Raw genomic sequence first — 23360 nt, 5'->3', positions numbered from 1 at the left:
AAAGAGTATATATCCATATGAGCAAGAGTAATTCACAAAAATTTATCGCACGTAACCGTGCGCCGCGCGTACAAATTGAGTACGACGTAGAAATCTATGGCAGTGAAAAGAAAATTGAACTGCCGTTCGTCATGGGCGTGCTGGCGGATTTATCCGGAAAACCGCTTGAGCCGCTGCCGCCTGTGGCGGACCGCAAATTCCTGAGTATCGATATCGATAACTTTGACGAGCGTATGAAAGCCATGCGCCCGCGTATGGCGTTCGCGGTGCCAAACACCTTAACGGGTGAAGGGCAGCTGATGGTCGATATGACTTTTGAAAGCATGGACGATTTTTCTCCGGATGCGATCGCCCGCAAAGTTGATTCGTTATCTCAGCTTCTCGAAGCCCGTACGCAGCTCGCCAATCTGCAGACCTATATGGACGGTAAAGCAGGCGCGGAAAGCCTGGTGATGAAGGTGCTGAATGACAAGTCGCTGTTGAACACCCTGGCATCGGCGCCAAAACCTAAACAGGCTGACGAAGCCGCGTCCTGAATGTGAATCAGAGAGATAAAAATGGCAACTCAAGCACAAAACCATAAGCAGGCCGCGCCGCAGGCCGCAACGCAAAATGATTTTAATGCGTTACTGACCCGTGAATTTAAGCCGAAATCCGAGCAGGCGAAATCGGCGGTCGAAATGGCGGTGAAAACCCTGGCGGAGCAGGCGCTCTCAACCTCGATCACCATGGCCGACGATGCTTACAAAAACATCGCGGCGATTATCGCGGAGATTGACCTTAAGCTGTCAGAGCAAATAAACCTGATCCTTCATCATGAAGAGTTTCAACGTCTGGAAAGCGCCTGGCGCGGTCTGCACTACCTGGTGAACAACACCGAAACCGATGAGAAGCTGAAGCTGCGTTTCATGGACATTTCCAAAGATGACCTGCGTCGCAACATGAAGCGCTACAAAGGGATCGCATGGGATCAAAGCCCGCTGTTTAAGCAGATCTACGAAGAAGAGTACGGTCAGCTTGGTGGCGAACCTTATGGCTGTCTGGTGGCAGATTACCATTTCGACCACAGTGCGCCGGATGTGGATCTGCTCTCCTCCATCGGTAAGGTGGCGGCGTCTGCCCATATGCCGTTTATTACCGGCGCTTCGCCATCCGTTATGCAGATGGACTCCTGGCAGGAGCTGGCTAACCCGCGTGATCTGACGAAAATCTTTACCCAGAACCTGGAATATGCCGCGTGGAACTCCCTGCGTCAGTCTGAGGATTCTCGTTATATCGGTCTGGCGATGCCACGCTTCCTTGCTCGTCTGCCTTACGGTATCAACACTAACCCGGTGGATAACTTCAATTTTGAAGAAGATACCGACGGTGCGAATCACAGCAAATACGTCTGGGCTAACGCCGCGTATGCGATGGCGGTCAACATCAACCGCTCATTCAAGCATTACGGCTGGTGCACCATGATTCGCGGCGTAGAGAGCGGCGGCGTGGTGGAAGATCTGCCGTGTCATACCTTCCCGACCGATGATGGCGGCGTGGATATGAAATGCCCGACGGAAATCGCGATTTCCGACCGTCGCGAGGCTGAGCTGGCGAAGAATGGCTTTATTCCACTGGTTCACCGTAAAAATACCGATTACGCGGCATTTATTGGCGCGCAGTCATTGCAGAAACCGGCGGAATATTACGATCCAGACGCAACGGCCAACGCCAACCTTTCCGCGCGTCTTCCGTATTTGTTCGCCTGTTCACGTTTCGCACATTACCTGAAGTGCATCGTGCGCGACAAAATCGGTTCGTTCAAAGAGCGTGAAGATATGCAGCGCTGGCTGAATAACTGGGTCATGAATTATGTCGATGGCGACCCGGCTAACTCATCGCAGGAAACCAAAGCGCGCCGTCCGCTGGCGGCGGCGGAAGTGGTGGTGGAAGACGTGGAAGGCAATCCGGGTTATTACCAGGCGAAATTCTTCCTGCGTCCTCATTTCCAACTGGAAGGTCTGACCGTTTCTTTGCGCATGGTCGCTAAATTACCGTCGCTGAAAGACGTGGCGTAATTCAGTCAATGAATTAATAAGAATAATAGTCTCATTATTCTTGAAAATGCGGTTGCGCAGGGGTTTCTGCGCACTGTGAAAGGCAAAAACTATTTTGTCTTCATTTCGTTCGTTACTTTTTGAGTAACGTTGTTACTAAGGGCTAATTAAGGAAATCGTATGGCTCAGGATATGTTTATTAAAATTGATGGCATCGAAGGCGAATCTCTTGATGCTACCCATAAAAATGAAATCGAAGTGCTTTCCTGGCATTGGGCCAGCGCGCAGAGTTCAAATATGCACAGCGGTTCCGGCGGCGGTGCAGGTAAAGCAACGGTTGAAGATTTTTGCTTTGAGCACTATGTCGATAAGGCCAGTACTAATTTGCTGAGCTACTGTCTGTCCGGTAAGCATATTAAAGACATTCAGTTTGTGATTCGTAAAGCTGGCGGCGATCCGCTGGAATATCTGACCATTAAATTCTCCGATGTCATCATTACTCGCGTTGAAACAGCGGGTTCCCACGCTGACGAAACGCGTCCGCGTGAACGTGTGACGTTCGCCTTCACTAAACTGACTCAGGATTACGTCATGCAGAACGCCGAAGGCGCGAAGTCTGGCGTAATTTCTACAAGTTATGACGTAAAAGCTAACCTGCGCAGCTAATTCACACCAGGTTCGCTGACAGAGTTTTGCCGCTGCGGCGGCAAAACTCTTCTCATAATGACGCAGTTTGGATGGATTGAGTGGAAACGTATGCTGAGCGGAAAAGAAATAAAACACATACTCAAAGGAACGGCAGTTTTTTTACTGTCACTCTTTTTAGTCGCCTGTAGTGGAAGCAGCAGTCCGGCGACCGATGGTGATGAAATAAAAATAAATCTGCTGGCGGCAAGCGATATTAACCCAAATGAAATGGGCGACCCGGCGCCACTCAATATATTTATTTATAACGTCAAGGATCTGGATGTTTTAACCAATGCGGATTTTTATGAAATTGTTGATGGGACCAGTAAGCCTGTACAGGCAGCAGCTTCAAAAGTCTATGAAGCGATTTTACAACCCGGAGAGTCGCGCACCATTCTGATTAAACCAGACGGTACTACACGCAGCCTTGCTTTCATTGGTGCCTATCGCAGCCTTAATGATTCTCTCTGGCTGGCGAGTTGGGATCTGCCAGAAAAGAAAACATCGTGGTGGCGGCCGAGTTTCTTTAGCGATGATTCGCTTGAGTTGAATGTGCATTTCCAGAAAACAGCAATAACAATTAAAGAAATGGATTAAACCGTGAGAACGAATAAAGTCGTCTGGAGTGAAGGGCTGTTTCTTCGTCCGCAGCTTTTTCAACAGCAAGAACGCTATTTTGAATACTACGCACATAAAAGAGCATCAACCCTGAGCCCCTTCTTTTGGGGATTCTCGCAGTATGAAATCGACCGCGAGGCGCTGTCGTATGGCAAGCTGGTGCTGCGGACCGCGCGCGGTGTATTGCCGGACGGTACGCCTTTTGATGTGCCCGATCACGCTGATTTACCCGAGCCGCTCACGATTTTGCCTGAACACCTGGGCAAGACGATTTTTCTGGCGGTACCGTTACGTCTTGATAATAGCGATGAGACCATCTTCAGCCAGCATGATGTCAGCTCGCTGGCGCGTTTTCACGCGCAAGAGGCGGAACTGTGCGATACCAACGCGATTCGCCAGGGGCCGAAGCCGGTTCAACTGGCCAAACTGCGGCTCAGGCTGATGTCGCAAACGGAAATGACCGAATCGTGGATTGGTCTGCCGCTGACCCGCGTCAAGGCGATTCAGCCCGATGGCAGCGTGCTGTTGCATCTGGACGATTATATTCCGCCCGTCACCGGCTATGCGGCGAACCCCCTGCTGAGCGAATGGCTGACCCATCTTAATGGTCTGGTCAAAATGCGCGCCGGAATGCTGGCGCACCGCCTGTCGGCGTCAGACGGCAAGGCCAGCGCCAGCTCCGAGGTGGTGGATTATCTGCTGTTGCAGATTTTCAATAAATACGAGCCGATTCTCGATCACCTGCGCCATATCCCGGAACTACCGCCTATCGTGCTTTACGAAGAGCTGGCGAAGCTGGCCGGCGAGCTTTCGACCTTTGTGCGCACCAAAACGCGTCGTCCCAAGAGCGCGCCGGGCTATGACCACGCCAGCCTCTATCCTTCCATTCGTCCCCTGGTCGACGATGTGCATGACCTGCTGAACCAGATCCTGGTGCGGGCCGGGCAGCTTATTGACCTGCAGGCTAAAGGCAACGGTGTCTGGGCGGCCTCGATGCTGCCGAACGAGTTACGTTCGTTCTCAAACCTGGTGCTGGCGGTTCATGCGCAGCTGCCGATGGACGTGTTGCTCCAGCAGTTCCAGGCGCAGGCCAAGATCAGCGCACCGCAACAGCTCCATGAACTGGTTCGCTCGCACCTGCCGGGCCTGGTGCTGCAGGGGCTGCCGGTACCGCCGCGGCAGATCCCGTACAGCACGGGCTACGTCTATTTTGAACTGCTCAAAAATGGGCCTTTCTGGGACAAGATTTCAACCACTGGCGCGCTGGCGCTGCATATTGCGGGTGAGTTCCCTGGCCTGAAGATGGAACTTTGGGGAATCAGGAACTGATGAAAGACGATATTAATCCACAAGCCTCCGCGGAACCGGCGGAGTTCGAGGACAGCTCGCCGCAGGCGTTGGGTAAGTTCCTTCTGGATGAACAAGGGGACTGGATACAGGAACCGGAAGCGACGTCGAAAGGTGAAGCCGGGCCGGTTGGCGAGCATGCGCCGCGTGGCGAACACGCGCTGAAAAGCGAAAGTGTGCAGCAGCGGATCTTACGCGTGAAGGCGGCGGAAAATCCTCTGCTGGAGGCTGCGCAACCGCTACTGCGCTCGCTTGGCGATATGCCGGAGCAAATTAAGGATATCACCCATGTTGAGATCCTCAAAAACACCCTTAAGAGCCAGATCACCCTGTTCGGCGTCGTCTGCGATGAGGTGAATATTCCGTGGAAAAAGATGGCGATCGTGCGTTATTGCCTCTGCACCGCGCTGGATGAGGCGGCGCATACCACGGCATGGGGGCTTGAGGCGGGATGGTCGCAGAGCAACCTGCTGAACCACTTTGAAGGGGATAACGACGGTGGGAATAAATTCTTCCTGCTGGTTGGCCGTCTCTCGATGAATCCTACCGAATTCGCGGATGTGCTGGAGGTATTGCTGCGCATTCTGGGGCTGGGGTTTGAAGGGCGCTACAGCATTATTGAAGATGGCGATCGCCAGCTCAGCAAAATCCGCCAGCGTCTGCTGACCCTGATCCAAAGCACGCGAAACACCACTCCGCCCACGCTGTCGCCGCATGGTCTGCAGCCGCACGGACCAGCGGTGCGCGAGAAGATAGTGATCCCCGTACGGCTAAGCGCGTTGTGCGCAGGCGTACTGGTGGCGTCGGCGTTTCTCTGCTGCAAATTCTGGTTACTGTCGCGCAGCGACGGCATTACCAATGGCATCTATGCCATGCAAAACCTCAGCGTGCCCGTGGCGCAACCTGCCATGCGCCTGAAGCTGGCGGTGCTGCTGCGTAACGAAATCAGGCAGCAGCTTCTGAGCGTGGATGAGAGCCAGAAGCAGAGCAAAGTGGTGCTGAAAGGGGATGCGCTGTTCCTGTCCGGATCTGTCCGCGTTCAGCCGGAGATGGTGAACGTCATTGAACGTATCGCCAGCGAAGTCCGACGCGTGAACGGTGACGTAGTAATTGTCGGCCATACGGACGCCACCCCGATCAGTCGGCCAGGCTTGCCCAATAACGTTGTGCTCTCGGAAAAACGAGCGGCGGAAGTAGCGCAATATTTTATTTCGGCTGGGTTGCCTGAAAGCAAAGTGAAAGTCCGTGGCGTGGGGAGTAGTCAACCCGTGGCGTCCGATGCGACGGCTCAGGGAAGGGCGAAGAATCGCCGTGTCGAGTTTTTTGTCACGTACTAATGAGGACGACAATGTCTTATTTAAATAGAGTCTTCACCACGCGGTTTATGAAGACGCTGCTGATTGTGTGCGGTGTGGCGTTATTGATCGCCGCCATCTGGTTCCTGGGACCGTTCTTTGGATTCGGTGAGTCTCGTCCTCTGCAGAGCATTGAGTCGCGCATTATTTTTATTCTGCTGGCGGCGTTTTGTCTCGTCTGTCTCTGGCTGGGCTGGCCCGCATTTATTGCGCTGACCGCAACGCTGTGCGTCATTGTCTGGGTATTTGGCCCCTTCCTGCTGGTGGGCGAAAGCTGGCCAGTTGCGCCGGTGAGCGTCAGGCTGGCGATCATTGCCGTTATTTTGCTGGTCGCGTTGTTATACGGCGTGTGGTTATTACTGCTGGCGCTGAAAGACAACCCTGAGCTGCTCAATAAGTTTGCCCGCAATAAGGGGCCGGTCGCGGACGATAATAGCTCGGAAGTGATGGCGGTCATTAGCAATGCGGTCAACTACGTGAATACAAGCCGCGGCACGCTGTCGTTTTTCCAGCGCGTGATCCTGGCACGTAAGCCGCTGGATGTGCTGCCCTGGTATATGATGATCGGGACCGCTGGTGCCGGCAAAACGTCGGCGATCCTGGCATCCGGCCAGAATTTCCCGCTGCCGGAGCAGCTGAATCAGGTTGGCAAGCCTGCCTCGCCTACCCGCAACTGCGAATGCTGGTTCGCCAATGATGCTATCTATCTTGACACGTCCGGGAAATACATCAGCGAGCCGGAAACATACCTCAGCGAGTGGCGAGCTATCCTGAAAGCGCTGAAAAAACACCGTCCGGTCAAGGCGATTAACGGCGTGGTGTTGTCCTTTTCCGCCGCCGACGTGATGTGTCGCAATAAAGCCGAACTGTTTGAGCTGGCGGCCAGCCTGCGGGCAAAAATTGAGGATGTGCGGCAGACGCTCGGCGTGCGTTTTCCGGTGTATGTGCTGGTGACGAAACTCGATCAGTTACCGGGTTTTACCGAGTATTTCAGGATCCTGACCGATCAGGAACGCGAGCAGGTCTGGGGCGTGACGTTCCCTTATGGCGATGTCAAAACCGTTTCCGTCTCGGGGCTGCGTAGCCAGATTGTCGAGGAGTTCTCCCTCCTTGAAGAGCGCCTGGAGCGCGAGATGATCGTGCGTCAGCAGGAGGAGTATGACCATCGGGATCGCAAAAAGATGTATGCGTTGCCGCAAGACTTTCACCTGCTTTCCGGCATGGTGGCGGAAGTGGTACATAACATCTTTTTTGCCTCCCGCTACGATGAAACGCAAAGCTATACCCAGCTGCGCGGTATCTATTTTAGCAGCAGCCATCAGCCGATTGATTTTAACCTGCTGAATAACCAGAGCGTGATTCGTCACTGGTCAAACTACGTCGAACATAAGTCACCGGAGGGGATGGCGTCGCTGAGCGCGAAGTCAGACGACCAGGATTTTCTGGTTAACGATGTCTCTTACGGGCGGCAGTATTTTCTTAAACAGCCCTTTAGCGACGTGATCGTTAAGGATCTGCATTTGGCGCGCTATAACCTGGCTAACCAGTCAAAGTACCGCCTGCAACGCTTCCTTGGCCATACGCTGTGCATCGCGATCGCCTTTATTTTGTTAAACGGCTTCTATAACAGCTATCACAACAACAGCGGTTATCTGGATGCCATCGAGACGAAAGTTGCCGCGCTGCGCGGAGAAGTAAACCGCTTCAACCAGGCGGCGAACGACACCATGCTGCCGCGCCTGCTGGCGCTTTCACACTCGCTGCCGGACTACGGCACGCTGGATGTGCTGAACCCGATATTGTCGTGGCGTTATGGGCTGTATACCGGCACGGATGTGGCGACAGCGTCGGACTCGCTCTATCAGTACTTCCTGCAGCGGCTGCTGTTGCCGCAGATCCAGCAGCAGGTGGTGGTGTCGTTACAGGACGCGATTGAAAGCGGTGACGCGGCGCGCATCTACAGCCTGTTAAAGCTCTATCTGCAGGTCACCGGCCAGGGCAAGTTCGACCAGCAAGAGATGATCGTCAGCATTACCCAACTGTGGGAGCACACCGGCAAGCTCCAGCCCTATGAAGAGCGGCAGATTTTTGTCTCGCATCTGACCCAGCTTTTTGCGGAGCCGGAGTGGCGGCGTTTTGGTCAGGATGTGGATGAAGGCCTGGTGAAATACGCGCGGGCGGTGCTGGAACGCGAAGACTTAGCCAGCCGCCTTTATGGGCGTATCAAAGCCTCCCTGGCGCAGGACGCGCCGGCGGATTTAACCCTCGGTGAAATGGCAAAATCTCAGGGCGGTGACCTGTTTACTTTGAGCGATGAGTATAGCGGTAGCGCCATTCCCGGCCTTTTTACCCGGGCCGGGTATTACGAGGCGTTTAAAAAAAAAATGGGTCCGGAGCTGATGCTGTTAACGCGTGAGGATGCCTGGGTGCTGGGGAAAGCGAAGCCGGACGCCGCGCCGCCAAAGGTGGCCCTCGGCAGCGACGGCACGCTGGTTAACCCGGTGCAGCAGCAGGTTCTCGCCCTCTATCTGGATGAATATACCCGGTCCTGGCAGGACTTTCTGAGCAATATTCGTATTAAAGAGAACGTGCTCACGCAGGATTACGGCAGCGCAGGCGTCGCGGCAAATATCTATATGCTGCGAACGCTCAGCGCCTCCAGTTCGCCGCTGGTGAATCTCATTCAGCGCATCGTGAAGGAGACGACGCTGGCGAAAAGCGATGAAAAATCGCTGCTTGATAACGTTAGCACTAAAGGCCGAATTCTGAATGCGGCAGAGAAGGTGAGTCTCGCTTATGCCAGCATGGAAAAGAAGTTGCTCAGAGAGCGGGTTGATAACCAGTTTGCCCCGCTGCGTGAATTTGCCACCGGTAGCCAGGAACTGACGCAGGAAGGAAGCCCGGCCATGACCGGCGCGGAGCTTGGCAAGTTGATGGGGGCGTTAAGCGAACAATACACGCTGTTTGTGATTTACGACGATGCGCTGAAAAACGGTAACTCGCCGTCGCTGCCGAATACCGCTCTGAAAATTAGTGCAGAATCGCAAACCTGGCCCGATCCGCTGAGTCACCTGGTGGGACCGCTGCTGGACAGCGTTTACCATCACGCCAGCCAGGAGGCTATCGCCAGAAGCAATGAAGGGATTGAAGAGAGCATCGGGCAGGTTTGCCGCGCCACGCTGAAGGGGCGTTATCCGTTTGCCGATACCGCGCGTGAAGTCAAACGCGCTGACTTTGAGCGCTTTTTCTCGGTGGGCGGCCTGGTCGACGAATATTACAAAAAATACCTCGCGGATAAAGTCGATACCTCTTCGCAGCCGTGGCGCTATAAAGGCGACGTTGAGACGGATGATGCGAATATGTTGGCTTTTTTTGAGCAGGCGGCGGAAATTCGCGAAGCCTTTTTCCAGGGGGAGAATGGCCGAAAATTAGCGCTCGCGTTTGATATTTCGGTTCAGCATCTGGATCCGGTGATTACGCAGCTCAATATGAATTTTGACGGTCAGCAGGTGAATTATGCGCACGGTCCGGTTTCATCGGCGTCGATCGTCTGGCCGACGTCGCGTGCCGTATCAAAAACGACAATGAACGTGACCCCACGGGTCGCAACGGGGAATTCGTCGCTGACGTTTAGCGGTCCATGGTCGCTTTTACGCTGGCTGGATAGCGCCCGCGATATTTCCTCAACGGATACTGATGAACTGATTTTGCGTTATTCGCTGGACGCCAGACGTGCGGATCTTGAGGTCGCGGGGCTAATCTTCAAAGATCAACTGGTCGTGGATATGTTGAAAGATTTTCGTTGTCCTGGCGAATATTAAAATCCGAGGGAAAGATGTCTCTACGACTGTATTTACTTGGTGGTGAGTCGCGTGCGAGTCCGTTTTGCAGAAAGAGAAAAAAACAGCGTCAGAAGGAGGCTTTTATTTCTCAGAAAATTCTGTCAAACATGGCTGCGGCAATGACAGATGAATATTTATCTACGGCGTATCCGTGGTGTTTTGTCATATCGTCCAGCACTGCACAGGATAAATATCATTATGTCGGGGCGTGTAAGATTCTTTGTAATGAACAAGGGGAAAAGTCGCTTGTGGGAATGTACAGCCCGGTATCACACCAGTGGCTGAATAAGAATATGCAGGCCGATTTTTCACTGACGTTCTGGATGAGCAGAATTTTAAATATGGTACAGGAAAATGATATTTCTGCCTGCAACACACCATTGCTGCGGCAATGGCGCACGGCACTGCAGCGTGCTTATTCTCCATTTTGGGAGTCTTTTGCGCTGACGCCAGCGTGGCGTTTTAAAACTCGTTCGCAGGCCTTACTCAGGGAGGGATCACAGCAAGACTATTGCATCCGAAATAGCGATGGTGTTGACGTTATGCCATGGAAAAACTGGCCTGACTGCCTATTAAACGAGTCAGGGATATGGTTATGGCGGGAAAGTCGACATAGAAAAATATTGGATTCACAACGTATCAGGTGATTATATGTCACGTACTATAACATTAAGCAGTCCGGCGATGCCGTTGTTGCTGGGCAATACCGCTCTGGTCATCTCTAAGCTGGATGGTGAAGAGGCGCTGTCGTCCCTGTACTCCTATGTGATTACGGCTAAAACCCCGGCTAACCCTTTGATTCCCTGGCAGGCCGCATCAAATGTCGATTTGAAAGCGTTAATCGGCAAAGAAATGACCGTCACCATTGAACTGGATGGCAACGGGCTGGGGGATATTTTTGCCATTGGTAAAGATACCCGGGAAATTTCAGGCATTGTGCAACGTGCGCGTTATATCGGACGCGATGGTAATCAGGCGCTCTATGAAATTGTGATTCGTCCATGGCTGCATCTGGCAGAACTCACCTCTGATTTCAAAATATTCCAGCAAAAAACCGTAGTGGATATTATTGATGAGGTGTTAGGTGATTACAATTTTCCGTTAGAAAAACGGCTGTCGGGAAGCTACCCGCTGCTGGATTTCCAGGTTCAGTATGGTGAGACTGACTTTGACTTTATTGAACGGTTAATGGAAGAGTGGGGTATTTATTGGTTCTTTGAACATGCCGAACAGCACCACAAACTGATTTTAGTGGATAACGTCGGGGCACATAAACGTTTCCCGAGTGAAGCCTATCACGTAATTCAGTACGCTGCCGATCGTCCGAAGATGGACCAGGAATATATCAGCCAGTTCCATTTTCAGGAGACCATTACTTCCGGGAAATGGGTCACCAATGATTATGATTTTACGAAATCACGTGCCGATATTATGGCGCTCGACAGCAAGCCACGGAAAACCAGTTTTAATGAGATGGAGATCTTCCATTGGCCAGGTGATTACGAGCAGCCCAATATCGGCGAGCAGCTGGCGCGGGTGCGAATGGAAGAGCGCGGGGCGCTGGGGTCACGCTGTGAAGGTTCAGGCGAACTGCGCGGTATTGCCTGCGGGTGTGATTTTGAACTGGTGAATTATCCCGTCGAGAAAGCGAACCGCGAATACATGATTTTGCGAAGCCATCTGGTGGTGGAAGAGATTAATCAGGTGACCGGCATGGACGAATTCCGTTATCACTGCGATTTTACCGTTCAGCCCACCACCAAGATTTATCGCCACCCGATGACGGTGCCCAAGCCGAAAACCAGCGGACCGCAAACGGCAATCATTGTTGGTCCTGATGGCGAAGAGATCTGGACCGACGAATACGGCCGCGTAAAGGTGCGTTTTTTGTGGGATCGCTATGGCAAAAACAGAGAGTCTGACTCCTGCTGGCTACGTGTGAGCCAGGCCTGGGCCGGAAACAACTTTGGCGGGATCTATATTCCCCGTATCGGCCATGAAGTGATAGTCGACTTTATTAACGGCGATCCGGACAGACCGCTCATTATCGGCAGCCTGTACAACAACGTCACAATGCCGCCGTGGGATCTGCCAGTAAACGCTACGCAGAGCGGGTTGGTTAGCCGCACCGTTGGCGGTGGGCGAAGTAACTTTAACGGCATTCGCTTTGAAGATAAGCCCGGACTTGAGCAGTACTGGGAACAGGCCGAGCGCAATATGACTCGTTTAACCAAGCAAAACGAGGAGCAGACGATCGGCATGAATTCCGACGTGAATGTCGGCCTGTCGCGAAATCTGTTCGTTGGCGCGAACTATATGTCGGATGTGATCGGTAACAGTAGCGCCATGATCGGAGGCGCGCTGGCCATTCAGGTGGGAGGAGGCCAGACCGATACCGTTGCGCTTGCGAAGGGAATTAACGTCGGCGGCGCGTTTATGACGAACGTAGGTGGCTACCACTCTTTATCTGTTGGCGGCGCTCAGCAGGTCAATGTGGGGGGATATCACTCTCTGGCTGTCGGCGGCGCGAGCACGACCGTTGCGGGAGGAGCGATGACGCTCTCGGCAGGCGGTGAGCTGGTGCTCTCGGCGAAGAAAATCAAAATCGTGGGTTCCGATCAGGTCATTATCCAGGGCGGCACAGTCGAACTTAACCCTGGCGACTGCTGCGATAAATGCGGCGGTGGAGGCGGCGGCGGCGGCGGCGGTGGAATGATTGGCCTGCGTGGCCTGCCTGTGATTTCAACGCTGTTTGGCGTTGAGATTCCATTACCGCCGCTCCCGACGCCAACGGAACCTCCGACGGATACGCCAACGGAAACCCCGACGGAGACCCCGACGGATACGCCAACGGAAACCCCAACGGAGACCCCAACGGAAACCCCGACGGAAACCCCGACGGAAACGCCGACGGTAACCCCGACGGAAACCCCAACGGAAACCCCGACGGAAACGCCGACGGTAACCCCGACGGAAACCCCAACGGAGACAGGCAGCGAAACGCCTGAACCTTAATGTGCATCTGACGGTGAAGACCTGTCGTCGTCACCCACTATTTTTAAGGGAGAGTGAAGTATGCAAAACGCAGCACGTGTCGGAGATGCCACCGCTCACGGTGGTGCCTTATGTTCCGGGTCGGGCAATGTCTACGTTAATGGCATCCCAGCCGCGATGGTGGGCGTCAGTATCGCGCCATGCGCGCTGTTGCATGGCGCAGCGCCCGTGGCCGTCGGCTCAGGAACGGTCTTTATCAACGGGGTACCGGCCGCAAGGCTGGGTGATGTAACCGGGTGCGGTGCGGCTGTCGTAACGGGCTCTGGCGATGTCTATATCGGTTAACGCGATGAAGCTCCGTTTTGAATGGCCCGTATCGCGCCAGCCCGTGACGCTGCAGGAAAATATTACGGCGGATCGGGCCATCGCATTGGAGGTAAGCAGCGGGGTCTTTGGACCCCACAGCCAGGTACCGGAGGGACAAGATGCAGTGGCTTTTTACTGGCATTTAACCCGTCCGGTCATGCGGAACTTTTGCGTCAACGCCATCTGTTTGCTGGACGGCGTCGAGCTCCGCTACGGCGAGAGCCAGCCCCTGCGCATCGGGAGTCATCTTCAGATCGGCCACTTTAAGCTGGAAATGTCCACTGAGGAGGCCGACGCGCTAACGCATCAGGGTTTTTTGCCGTTTATCGGCGCGGAAAATACCTGGCAGGCGGCGGATAAAATCCCTGAAGTTGAGGAGATTTTGCCGAACGGGGGCAGTTATATAAATGACTTACATTATTTTAATAATGTCATCGCGCAAAGGAACAGTAATGATGTATTGAAAATGCTTGAAATCGAGTACAAACGATTCCTTATCTGGCAAGAGCAAGGACGCCAGTACTACGATAATGTCAGCAATGAAGCGGCTTATCTTATCAAAACCGATAATCAATTTGACCGCGTAAACGAAAGTCTAAAAGAAAAGACCTTAACGGAATGTATCGTCGACAGAACTTTTCTGATGGAAAAGGTCTGGCCTGATTTTGAAAACAGCGGTGTCCCGGACGATATTTTTGTCGAAGAAGAAAAAATCGATTTACTCAAATCCCTTTCACCAGAGCATATCGTGGCGAAAGGAACATATCAGGTTCCGGAACTGGTGTTCCGTGATTTCCACAAGATTGGCCTGGATTCACACTATTAATAACAGGAGTTACTACTATGCAGGACATTACGACATTAACCGAAGCATTAAAAACCTCATCTCTTAATGATTTGCTGGCGCAGGTTCTTTCCCAGGTGAAGGCGTCTCCGCAGGATCTCAAAGCCCGTGAAGTGCTGTTTAAATTGTATTGCGTTGACGGCGCATGGAACAGCGCGTTACTACAACTGCAGACATTATCGCTGCTCGACGAGGGAATGAAAAAACAGTGTGAGCTATATAAAAACCTCGTCTTTAGTGAAATGCAGCGCACGCAGGTTTTATCCGGTGAGCGTCTGGCCGCAACGTTGCAGGGTGATATGCCGCTGTGGATGGAGAAACTACATGAGGCGAACGGACAATATTGCCAGGGCAATATGAAGTTATCGGATATGACGCGATCTGAAGCATTTGAACTTGCGCCGGAAAGTCATGGCAAAAGTGATACTTTGGGCGAATTTTCCTGGATTGCAGACAGCGATGGCCGTCTTGGGCCGGTATGCGAATTTATTTGTGCCGGAGGATATCGGTGGCTGCCTTTCTCTGAAGTTCAACAGATACGCGTTTCAAAACCGAAAGATCTCCTCGACCTTCTCTGGACACAGGCATCCGTTAACGTTGCGGGGGAAGAGTATTTTGGCTTCATTCCGGCACGCTACCCGATTATGACGGATGATGAACAAGGCTATAAACTGGGGTCAAAGACAGAGTGGTCCTCGCTATCCGATCTGCTTATTCTCGGTCATGGCCGTAAGGTTCTGATTACCGACAGCTGTGAACATTCGATCATGGAGGTGGGTGAGATTGTCTTCGAATAAGTCGTTAACCAGAGGAGGCCGCTATCTACCCACTCTTCTGGAGCGGTTACAGGATGACGAACCTAAAAGCCCTCACGATCGCGCCCGGCCTGTCGACGCTAAAACGATACGTCAGCTGGTTCAGAAAGATATTGCTGATTTAATAAATCATACCAACATCGAGGACACGATCAATGAGCAACGCTATAAAGCAGTAACGGAATCAGTGCTTAATTATGGTATTCCGGCGTTGATTGGTAGCCCTGAAAATCGGAATAACTGGCAGGTTATCGAGCGGGCAATCCGCAAGGCTATCATTCGCTTCGAACCACGTATTATCCCTGAAACATTGCTGGTGCGATCATTGCAGGAAAGGGAGCATATGGCGAGGCATGCCGTTATTGCGTTTGAGATTCGAGGGCTGATTGACTGGCAGCCCCATCCTGTTGATTTATGTATGAATGGTCGTTACGACGTGGAGTCTGAAAAAGTCGATCTGAAGCTTCTTTAATAAATCTTAACCTATCTTAAATAAAGAAATTTAACGCACAAATTAAGGTCTTACCTTGAACGTTTTCTTGGCGAATTATCCTAAAATAATTGATGGGTATTACCAGGAGAGAGGTTTTTGAATAGTATCAAGGTGAGCTTTTTCTTAATTTGTGGGGTTCTATAGAGAACCATTTCCGCATAGCGAATACCGTTTTCGCTGAATGTTTATCTCTCTGTTTTTGGGGGTAATTTTCCTTGTAAGGGAATGCAATACATGGGTGTGGAATATGTTGAATATACTGTTGAGAGATTCTAACTATTATCGTGGGTTAGGGGTAAAATCCTTAATTTTGAGTCAATTGGCAAACGCACGTCTAAACGAGGCGCGTTTTGCATTATCAACAGACGAAATGAGTAAGGAAGACGCTAACATCATCTTCTATGATGATCATGTAACGATTAATGTTTTGAATAAAAAGAAAATTCGTAATAGCAGCGATCGCTGGCATAAAGAAAACAGGGTGCCAGAAAAGCTAACGCTGCATGTTCCCTTTTTGGCCCGTAATCAAACGCTCAACGATGTATCGATGAAGATCGGTAAAATACTGGCAATCGCTACTGCGGACTATCACGTTCATCTCAATAAAGAAGATGCCTACTGGAGCTTCGGATTAAAGAAATACGCCCAGCTTTCGGATGCGGAAACCGATGTCATGCTCTTAATTGGCAAGGGTTACAACAGCGGCGATATCTCACGAATATTGAATCGCTCGCCAAAGACAATCAGCACCCATTATCGTAACGCCAGTCGTAAGATGGGTGCCTCAAACCAGGCTGAGTTTTATCGTTACGCCTCGTTTGTTGCCCGCTGTGGATGTAATGAAAGAAACACGCTGTGTTTATAAATGGAATAGTTATAAGGCAATACTATGGACAATTATCACACCAGTCAGGGTGAGTGGCATCGTTTACTCTGCGCGTTACCAATCTATCTCCTTGTAAGTAATTATGCTTCCGCCGCAAACAGTAACACTATTGTCGTAGATGGAGGAAAACTCCATTTCGATAATTTGACGCTTGTAAATGACACAAGCGGTGCCTTTATTATCCAGGCAAAAAACGGCGCGGAATTTAACGGCAGCCAGCTGTTTCTTACCAGTAGCGGGGCGCGCGGCGGCGGTGCGTGGATTGATAGTAGCGTTTTCACTGGCGACAATCTGGAAATTAACGTCAGCGGTAACGCCGGCAGCGGCATTTATCTTGCGAATAATAGCTCAGCCGTGCTTTCCGATATTACCATCGCTGCTCAGAATAACGCTAAGGGGCTGGTGCTGGACGGTACCTGGTCCACCACGCAGGGCTCCGCGATGGCGCAGGTCAGCGATACTACCATCGCCACCGAAAGTGCCGACGCCATCAACGTCATGGCGGGTGAAGTAACGCTGACCAATACGGTTGCCACAACAACCGGCGATAGCAGTTATGCAGTGAATGCCAACCAGGCGGCAAAAATAACTATTGAAGGGGGCCGCTACGCGACCCAGGGTAAATACAGCGATGCAGTGTGGGTCACCGCCACTGACTCCTCCGTCAATATAAACAATGCCACCCTTTCTACCGCAGGCGATCGCGCCATCGCGCTGAACGCGCAGCGCGGCACGGCAACGATTACTCATAGTACCCTCGAAACCGCGGGACTCAATTCTTATGCGCTGTATAGCGGAAATCAGCAGCTCACGGGCGATAGGCTAACCATAACCACCCACGGCACCGGCGGGGCTGGCCTGTTCGCCGCAACCGGCGGGAAGGGCACGCTGACAAACAGCGATATCGCCACACACGGCGAACTCGCGCCGGGGCTATTGGTCTATCCCGGCTCGGTTATTACCGCCGATAATGTGCGCGTTACCACCACGGGCAAACAAGGCTTTGGGCTATGGAGCCGTGCAGGGGAGTTGGATATCAGCAACAGCACGATCGTGACGTCTGGCGACGCGGCAAGCGGGCTGTATGTGAATGGTTACTCCACCACGCTCAGCAATCGCGTATCGCTGAAAAATGTGACGTTGCAAAGCGCGCAGGCGCAGGCAATCGATGTCGATACCACGATGCTGGCGCTAACGGTAAATGACTCTACGCTCAGCGGCGGCAACGGCCAGCTGATGAACGTTAGTCATTATGAATATGCGGGTGATCCCGCCAATAACCTCTACAGCACTGTGACCTTAACGGCCGCCAACAGCCAGTTAAATGGCGATATTATCTCCACAAACGTCGCTAACAGCGTGGCGATAGATCTGACGTCGGCCTCGACGCTGAATGGCGCAGTCACTAATGCGACGTCGCTGGCGCTGGATAGTACCAGCCGCTGGAATATGAGTGGCAGTTCGGTTGTCGGCCAGTTGACCAATAATGGCACTATCGCCTTTTCCGCGCTCAACGCGGCGGACACCCTGACGGTGACCGGCGATTATGCCGGTAATGGCGGGATGCTGATGTTTAACAGCGTGCTGGGAGACGACAGCTCGCCGAGCAATAAAGCGATCGTCGGCGGCGACGTGCTGGCGGGCACGACGTACGTCGCTATCAATAACCTCGGCGGACACGGCGCGCAAACGATTGAAGGTATTGAAATTATCGATGTCGGCGGAACCTCCTACGGCAATTTCGTTCAATTGGGCCGTATTGTGGCGGGCGCTTATGACTACTCTCTGATGCAAAAGGGAGAAAACTGGTATCTGACCAGCCAGGCGACGCCGGTTGTACCGGATCCAACGCCGGAGCCACTGCCAGAACCCGATCCTGGCACGAAACCTGAGCCGATGCCGGATCTGCAAAGAAAAGCGCCGGTGGTTCGTCCCGAAGCGGGCAGTTATACCGCGAACATCGGCGCGGCCAATACCCTCTTTACGATGAGCCTGCACGACCGACTGGGGGAACCTGGGTTTGTGGATGCCTTATCGGCACAGCCAGAAGTGACCAGCCTGTGGCTGCGTCAGGTTGGCGGCCACAGCGGCTGGCATGACGGTAGCGGCCAGCTGACAACCCAGAGTAATCGCTATGTGGCACAGATGGGCGGAGACGTGGCGCGCTGGAGTCGTGATGGTGTCGATCGCTGGCATCTCGGCTTTATGGCGGGCTACGGCAACAACCACAGCTCGACGCGCAGTCTGGCGAGCGGCTACCGCGCCAGCGGTTCCGTGGAGGGATACAGCATAGGTGGATACGCAACCTGGTATGCCGATGCCCCGGCGTCGCAGGGTGCCTGGCTGGATAGCTGGTTACTGTACAACTGGTTTACTAACAGCGTTCAGGGCAAAGGATTAGCGAGTGAATCGTATAAATCTCGGGGATTCACCGCGTCGCTGGAGGCGGGATACACGCAGAAACTCGCTGAGTTCATGGGGAGCAAGGGGACGCTGAACGAATGGTTCATCCAGCCTCAGGCGCAGGCGATATGGATGGGAGTAAAAGCCGATGATTTCCATGAGGCAAACGGCACCCGCATTCAAAGCGAAGGCGACGGGAATATCCGCACCAGGCTGGGCATTCGTACTTTCCTGAAAAGCCACCATGCGATGGATAACGATAAGGAGCGCGTGTTCCAGCCTTACGTTGAACTTAACTGGATCCATAACACCCGTGATTTTGGTACACAGATGGATGATGTGAGCGTCTACCAGGCGGGTGCGAGAAATCTGGGCGAAATCAAAACGGGCATCGAAGGGCAGATTAACCCACGGCTGAACACCTGGGGAAATATCGGCGTCCAGATGGGGGATAAAGGTTATCACGACGCTGCGGCCATGCTCGGCCTCAAATATCACTTCTAACGCTGGCTAAGCTCCTGTCCCGGCAAGCGATGCTGCGGGCAGTGGGTGACCAGACGGCCTTCTTTGCGCCAGTGTTGCAGCAGATCTGAGGAACAGGATTTATCGGTACCGTTGTAGCGGACAAGGTGCCCTGACAGGCAGGCGCTAAGCAGGATTATTTCTTTGACGGGCATGGGAGATACCTTTGATAAGGTGCGTGGTAACGCGTTTATCTCGATACCGGCGGATATAAGGTGGCAGAAAATGAGCGGGTGGCGGTTGGATTTTGGGGGAGAGGAAACGCGTATTATAATGAAAAACGAATAGTATCTTCTGCTCTTCAACCCCGTTTATGAACTGCCAGAGGCTAAGCCATGTGTTTTATCCTGAGCGGGTGATACCAGAAGGAGACTCCTGGAAGTGATTGAAAAATTTAAAAGGACGTTAGAAATGAATAAATATCTGTCTGGTCTGTGTGTTGTTTCTTTTTTTTATTTTTCTTCAATAGGTTACGCGCACTCTGTGGGTCCAAATAAAGTTCAGGTTAGTATCGAACCCAGCAACTTTAATAGAGGATATATCCCGGTAATTTCTGCTGCAGATGAAATCGAGGCTTCTGTTTTCAGGGAGTCGGATCTACAGGATAGCCTGAGGCAGATGAAGTCCGACAACCGCAAAGTCGATGAGCTAACTCAGAAGGTTTTACAGCTTGAGAGAAAGAATTCTGAGCAGGAGAGTAAGATCGAGCGATTGCAAAGAAGCCTTGATGACATGAAGCGGAGCAACGACAACCTTTCAAATCAGGTCAGCAATTTATCCGGCAAAATTAAGTGATAAAAAAGAGCCACCGCCTGTATTAACTTACCGGGCTATTAGCGTAAGCGTGCCTGCATTAAAGCCACGCTTATCAGCGCCCAGAAATCGGCCGTAGCCATATAGCAAAAACCCAGCCATAGGCTGGGTTTTCTAAATAGTGGTGCCCGGACTCGGAATCGAACCAAGGACACGGGGATTTTCAATCCCCTGCTCTACCGACTGAGCTATCCGGGCAACGGGGCGCATTAAACCCGATCTGCCCCCTGCCGTCAACGAAAAATGTTGTTTTCGTTACAGACTGCGCAATCTCTCACCATTTCGCCGCATCCTTAAGCGAAAAAGTGCGTCCAGAGCGCGGAGAGCGGCATGGCGAGCAGCAGTGCGGGCAGCATGTTCACCACGGCAAACATCTTAATCCCACAGATGCGCAGCCCGGTCGCCAGCAGCAGCAGGCCGCCGACGGCGGTAAAGTCTGCCATCATCGCCGGCGTGGTGAGCGGGAGAATCAACGTGGCGCAGGTGGCGAGTGCCAGCTGAATTAGCAGCATCGGCACGCAAATCGCGGCAACGGCAATGCCGAGCGTGGTGGCAAAAATAGTGGCGGTGAAGAAATCAAGAAACGCTTTCGCAATCAATATGCTTGGGTCGCCCGTCATCCCCTCCTGCATTGAACCGAAAATCCCGGTGCCGCTGGCGCAAAACAGAATGATGATGGCGACATAGTTTTGAATAAACGACTCGTGCGTGCCGTGTTTCGCCTTGCCGCCCGGTCGGGCAATCAGGTTTTTGGCTTTACTCACCGCGCTGTTAATGCCTTTTTCCAGATAGCAGAACTCGCCAATCAGCGCGCCGAGCAGGGTGGCCAGCACCATCACCGGCAGGTTGGCGCATTTGATGACTAAAAGAATACCGATCCCTAACGATGCCAGGCCGAATATCGAGGGCATGGAGGTGCGAATACGCTCCGGCAGCCGCTGGCTCAGCACGGCGCCGAGTACGCCGCCCAGCAATACGGCGCCTGCGTTAATAAATGGCCCGATAACCAAAGTTAACTCCTGTTATTTAATCATTGATATTGCATTATTATGGCACGCTAGGGCTGCTCGGGCCTTAGCTTTGGGTGGTTTCGTGCATACTGATTCCTTCTTGCACCTCAAAATAAAAGGTGACATTATTGCGCGAATTTTCTCCTCCCTGTCTCACCGCTCGGTGAGGGTAACTGCGCCTATGAAAACCATGAAAATTGCCGTCAGCCGCGAGCTGGCCTCCACCGTGTCTACGCACCGCGAAAAGGTGACGCTGGACAGCACTGATTTTACCGATGTGGCGGCCGTGGTCATCACAACAGCTGAAAGTCGCAGCGGCATTCTTGCACTGCTGAAACGCACGGGCTTTCAGCTACCGGTGTTTATTTTCTCGCAGGAGCCAACGGACGTTCCTGACGGCGCCACCGCGGTTATCTCGGGTAAGGCTCAGGAGTTTCTGGAACTGGAGAGCGCTGCCAGCCGCTACGAAGAGAACCTGCTGCCGCCCTTTTTTGACACCCTGAGCCAGTATGTGGAGATGGGCAACAGCACTTTCGCCTGTCCGGGCCACCAGCACGGGGCGTTTTTCAAAAAACACCCGGCAGGGCGACAGTTCTATGATTTCTTCGGTGAGAACGTGTTTCGCGCCGACATGTGCAATGCCGACGTGAAGCTGGGCGATCTGCTGATCCACGAAGGGTCCGCCAAGCACGCGCAAAAGTTCGCGGCGAAAGTGTTCAACGCGGACAAAACCTACTTCGTGCTGAACGGTACGTCGGCGGCCAACAAGGTGGTGACCAACGCGCTGCTGACCCGCGGCGACCTGGTGCTGTTCGACCGCAATAACCATAAATCTAACCACCACGGGGCGCTGATCCAGGCGGGCGCCACGCCGGTTTATCTTGAGGCCGCGCGTAACCCGTTTGGCTTTATTGGCGGGATTGACGACCACTGCTTTGACGATGGATATCTGCGGGAGCTGATCCGCGAGACGGCGCCGGAGAAGGCCGACGAGGCGCGTCCGTTCCGCCTGGCGATCATTCAGCTTGGCACCTACGACGGGACGATCTACAACGCCCGTCAGGTGATCGACAAGATCGGCCATCTCTGCGACTACATCCTCTTTGACTCCGCCTGGGTGGGCTACGAGCAGTTTATTCCAATGATGGCGGAAACGTCCCCGCTGTTGCTGGAGCTGAACGAGAACGATCCTGGGATTTTCGTGACCCAGTCGGTGCACAAACAGCAGGCCGGGTTCTCGCAAACGTCGCAGATCCATAAAAAGGATAACCACATCCGCGGTCAGGCGCGCTTCTGCCCGCACAAGCGGCTGAACAACGCGTTTATGCTGCATGCCTCCACCAGCCCGTTTTATCCGCTGTTCGCCGCGCTGGATGTGAATGCGAAGATCCACGAAGGTGAAAGCGGACGCAGGCTGTGGGCGGAGTGCGTCGAGCTGGGGATTGAGGCGCGCAAGGCGATCGTTGCCAACTGTCATATGATCAAACCGTTTATCCCACCGGTGGTGGCGGGGCGGCCGTGGCAGGATCATCCGACGCACGCCATCGCCAGCGAGCTGCGCTTCTTTAGCTTTGAGCCGGGGGCTAAATGGCACGGGTTTGAGGGCTATGCCAGCGAGCAGTACTTTGTCGACCCGTGCAAGCTCCTGCTGACCACGCCGGGTATCGATGCCGAAACCGGGGAGTACACGGATTTCGGGATCCCGGCGACGATTCTGGCGCACTACCTGCGCGAAAACGGCATCGTGCCGGAGAAATGCGACCTCAATTCGATCCTGTTCCTGCTGACGCCTGCCGAAAGCAGCGAGAAGCTGGCGCAGCTGGTGGCAATGCTGGGCCAGTTTGAACAGCATATTGAAGACGACACGCCGCTGGCGGACGTGCTGCCGACGATCTTCCAGAAATACCCGGTGCGCTACCGGGATTACACCCTTCGCCAGCTGTGCCAGGAGATGCACGATCTCTACGTCAGTTTTGACGTGAAAGATCTGCAGAAGGCGATGTTCCGCAAGGAGAGCCTGCCGGAGGTGGTAATGAACCCGCAGGATGCAAACCGGGCCTATATTCGCGGAGAGGTGGAGCTGGTTCGCATTCGGGATGCCGCAGGGCGCATTGCTGCTGAAGGGGCGCTGCCCTATCCGCCGGGCGTGCTGTGCGTGGTGCCGGGTGAAGTCTGGGGCGGGGCGGTACAGCGTTACTTCCTGGCGCTGGAGGAGGGCATCAACCTGCTGCCGGGCTTCTCGCCGGAGCTGCAGGGGGTTTACAGCGAGAAGGATGCCGACGGGATTAAGCGGCTGTATGGGTATGTATTAAGGTAGACCCTCTCTCGA

At 53.2% G+C, this 23360-nt stretch carries 19 protein-coding genes and 1 tRNA gene; 17 read left to right on the top strand and 3 right to left on the bottom strand.

Translation table 11 applies throughout. The features are described from left to right. Positions 1–17: 17 nt before the first annotated feature. The 15 genes from tssB (at position 18) to AC2TE5_RS19000 (ending at position 19190) form a co-directional block, all read left to right on the top strand. Positions 18–536 carry a type VI secretion system contractile sheath small subunit gene (tssB, locus tag AC2TE5_RS19070; RefSeq protein ID WP_121424641.1) on the top strand — a complete coding sequence of 173 codons (519 nt, stop codon included), beginning with the start codon at positions 18–20 and terminating at the stop codon, positions 534–536. Between the two features lie 21 nt (positions 537–557). After that, complete coding sequence (tssC, locus tag AC2TE5_RS19065) at positions 558–2057, top strand: type VI secretion system contractile sheath large subunit (protein ID WP_121424640.1); 1500 nt, start codon at positions 558–560, stop codon at positions 2055–2057. Positions 2058–2216: 159 nt separating this feature from the next. After that, positions 2217–2702 (top strand): Hcp family type VI secretion system effector, encoded by a 486-nt coding sequence (locus tag AC2TE5_RS19060; protein WP_121424639.1) that lies wholly within the window; start codon positions 2217–2219, stop codon positions 2700–2702. 90 nt (positions 2703–2792) lie between these two features. Next, positions 2793–3320, top strand: a complete 528-nt coding sequence (gene tssJ / locus AC2TE5_RS19055) for a type VI secretion system lipoprotein TssJ (RefSeq protein ID WP_183078915.1) — start codon at positions 2793–2795, stop codon at positions 3318–3320. Positions 3321–3323: 3 nt separating this feature from the next. Next, a complete protein-coding gene (gene tssK, locus AC2TE5_RS19050; protein ID WP_121424637.1) occupies positions 3324–4670 on the top strand; it encodes a type VI secretion system baseplate subunit TssK in 1347 nt (448 codons plus the stop codon). Beyond that, entirely contained in the window at positions 4670–6025 is a 1356-nt protein-coding gene (tssL, locus tag AC2TE5_RS19045; RefSeq protein ID WP_193940448.1) for a type VI secretion system protein TssL, long form, read from the top strand. The genes tssK and tssL overlap by 1 nt, the downstream gene beginning before the upstream one ends. An 11-nt stretch (positions 6026–6036) precedes the next feature. Further along, complete coding sequence (tssM, locus tag AC2TE5_RS19040; protein ID WP_484612195.1) at positions 6037–9864, top strand: type VI secretion system membrane subunit TssM; 3828 nt, start codon at positions 6037–6039, stop codon at positions 9862–9864. A gap of 14 nt (positions 9865–9878) precedes the next feature. After that, the gene (locus AC2TE5_RS19035; protein WP_484612194.1) at positions 9879–10532 is read left to right on the top strand and encodes a T6SS protein Cts1T; all 654 of its coding nucleotides are present in this window, start codon (positions 9879–9881) and stop codon (positions 10530–10532) included. Between the two features lie 37 nt (positions 10533–10569). Continuing rightward, a complete protein-coding gene (locus AC2TE5_RS19030) occupies positions 10570–12900 on the top strand; it encodes a type VI secretion system Vgr family protein (protein ID WP_484613364.1) in 2331 nt (776 codons plus the stop codon). A gap of 60 nt (positions 12901–12960) precedes the next feature. Continuing rightward, positions 12961–13224, top strand: a complete 264-nt coding sequence (locus AC2TE5_RS19025) for a PAAR domain-containing protein (protein WP_121424632.1) — start codon at positions 12961–12963, stop codon at positions 13222–13224. Beyond that, positions 13208–14071: a TagK domain-containing protein gene (locus AC2TE5_RS19020; RefSeq protein WP_219321361.1), complete on the top strand. Its 864-nt coding sequence runs from the start codon at positions 13208–13210 to the stop codon at positions 14069–14071. The genes AC2TE5_RS19025 and AC2TE5_RS19020 overlap by 17 nt, the downstream gene beginning before the upstream one ends. Before the next feature lie 17 nt (positions 14072–14088). Further along, the gene (locus AC2TE5_RS19015; RefSeq protein WP_484612193.1) at positions 14089–14886 is read left to right on the top strand and encodes a type VI secretion system accessory protein TagJ; all 798 of its coding nucleotides are present in this window, start codon (positions 14089–14091) and stop codon (positions 14884–14886) included. Continuing rightward, the gene (gene tssE / locus AC2TE5_RS19010; protein ID WP_121424629.1) at positions 14873–15376 is read left to right on the top strand and encodes a type VI secretion system baseplate subunit TssE; all 504 of its coding nucleotides are present in this window, start codon (positions 14873–14875) and stop codon (positions 15374–15376) included. The genes AC2TE5_RS19015 and tssE overlap by 14 nt, the downstream gene beginning before the upstream one ends. A gap of 268 nt (positions 15377–15644) precedes the next feature. Further along, positions 15645–16262: a helix-turn-helix domain-containing protein gene (locus tag AC2TE5_RS19005; protein ID WP_484612192.1), complete on the top strand. Its 618-nt coding sequence runs from the start codon at positions 15645–15647 to the stop codon at positions 16260–16262. Between the two features lie 24 nt (positions 16263–16286). Next, a complete protein-coding gene (locus AC2TE5_RS19000; protein ID WP_484612191.1) occupies positions 16287–19190 on the top strand; it encodes an autotransporter outer membrane beta-barrel domain-containing protein in 2904 nt (967 codons plus the stop codon). Here the strand turns inward: AC2TE5_RS19000 and AC2TE5_RS18995 are convergent. Beyond that, positions 19187–19363, bottom strand: coding sequence for a 2-thiouracil desulfurase family protein (locus AC2TE5_RS18995; protein WP_193940442.1), 177 nt, complete (start codon positions 19361–19363; stop codon positions 19187–19189). The two genes, AC2TE5_RS19000 and AC2TE5_RS18995, sit on opposite strands and share 4 nt — an antisense overlap. A 226-nt stretch (positions 19364–19589) precedes the next feature. Here AC2TE5_RS18995 and AC2TE5_RS18990 point away from each other — a divergent pair, with 226 nt between their 5' ends. Then, positions 19590–20003, top strand: coding sequence for a hypothetical protein (locus AC2TE5_RS18990; RefSeq protein WP_484612190.1), 414 nt, complete (start codon positions 19590–19592; stop codon positions 20001–20003). Positions 20004–20143: 140 nt separating this feature from the next. Here the strand turns inward: AC2TE5_RS18990 and AC2TE5_RS18985 are convergent. Both AC2TE5_RS18985 and AC2TE5_RS18980 read right to left on the bottom strand, forming a co-directional pair. Then, a tRNA-Phe gene (locus AC2TE5_RS18985) sits at positions 20144–20219 on the bottom strand. A gap of 95 nt (positions 20220–20314) precedes the next feature. Continuing rightward, positions 20315–21031 (bottom strand): DUF554 domain-containing protein, encoded by a 717-nt coding sequence (locus AC2TE5_RS18980; protein WP_029740735.1) that lies wholly within the window; start codon positions 21029–21031, stop codon positions 20315–20317. Between the two features lie 181 nt (positions 21032–21212). Between AC2TE5_RS18980 and AC2TE5_RS18975 the strand changes: the two genes are divergently transcribed. Further along, positions 21213–23348, top strand: coding sequence for an ornithine decarboxylase (locus tag AC2TE5_RS18975; protein WP_484612189.1), 2136 nt, complete (start codon positions 21213–21215; stop codon positions 23346–23348). Positions 23349–23360 lie beyond the last annotated feature (12 nt).

This window comes from Enterobacter sp. N5-15, assembly GCF_057221635.1.
The sequence above is the reverse complement of the archived record's forward strand: the minus strand, read 5'-3'. Positions and strand labels throughout refer to the sequence as shown.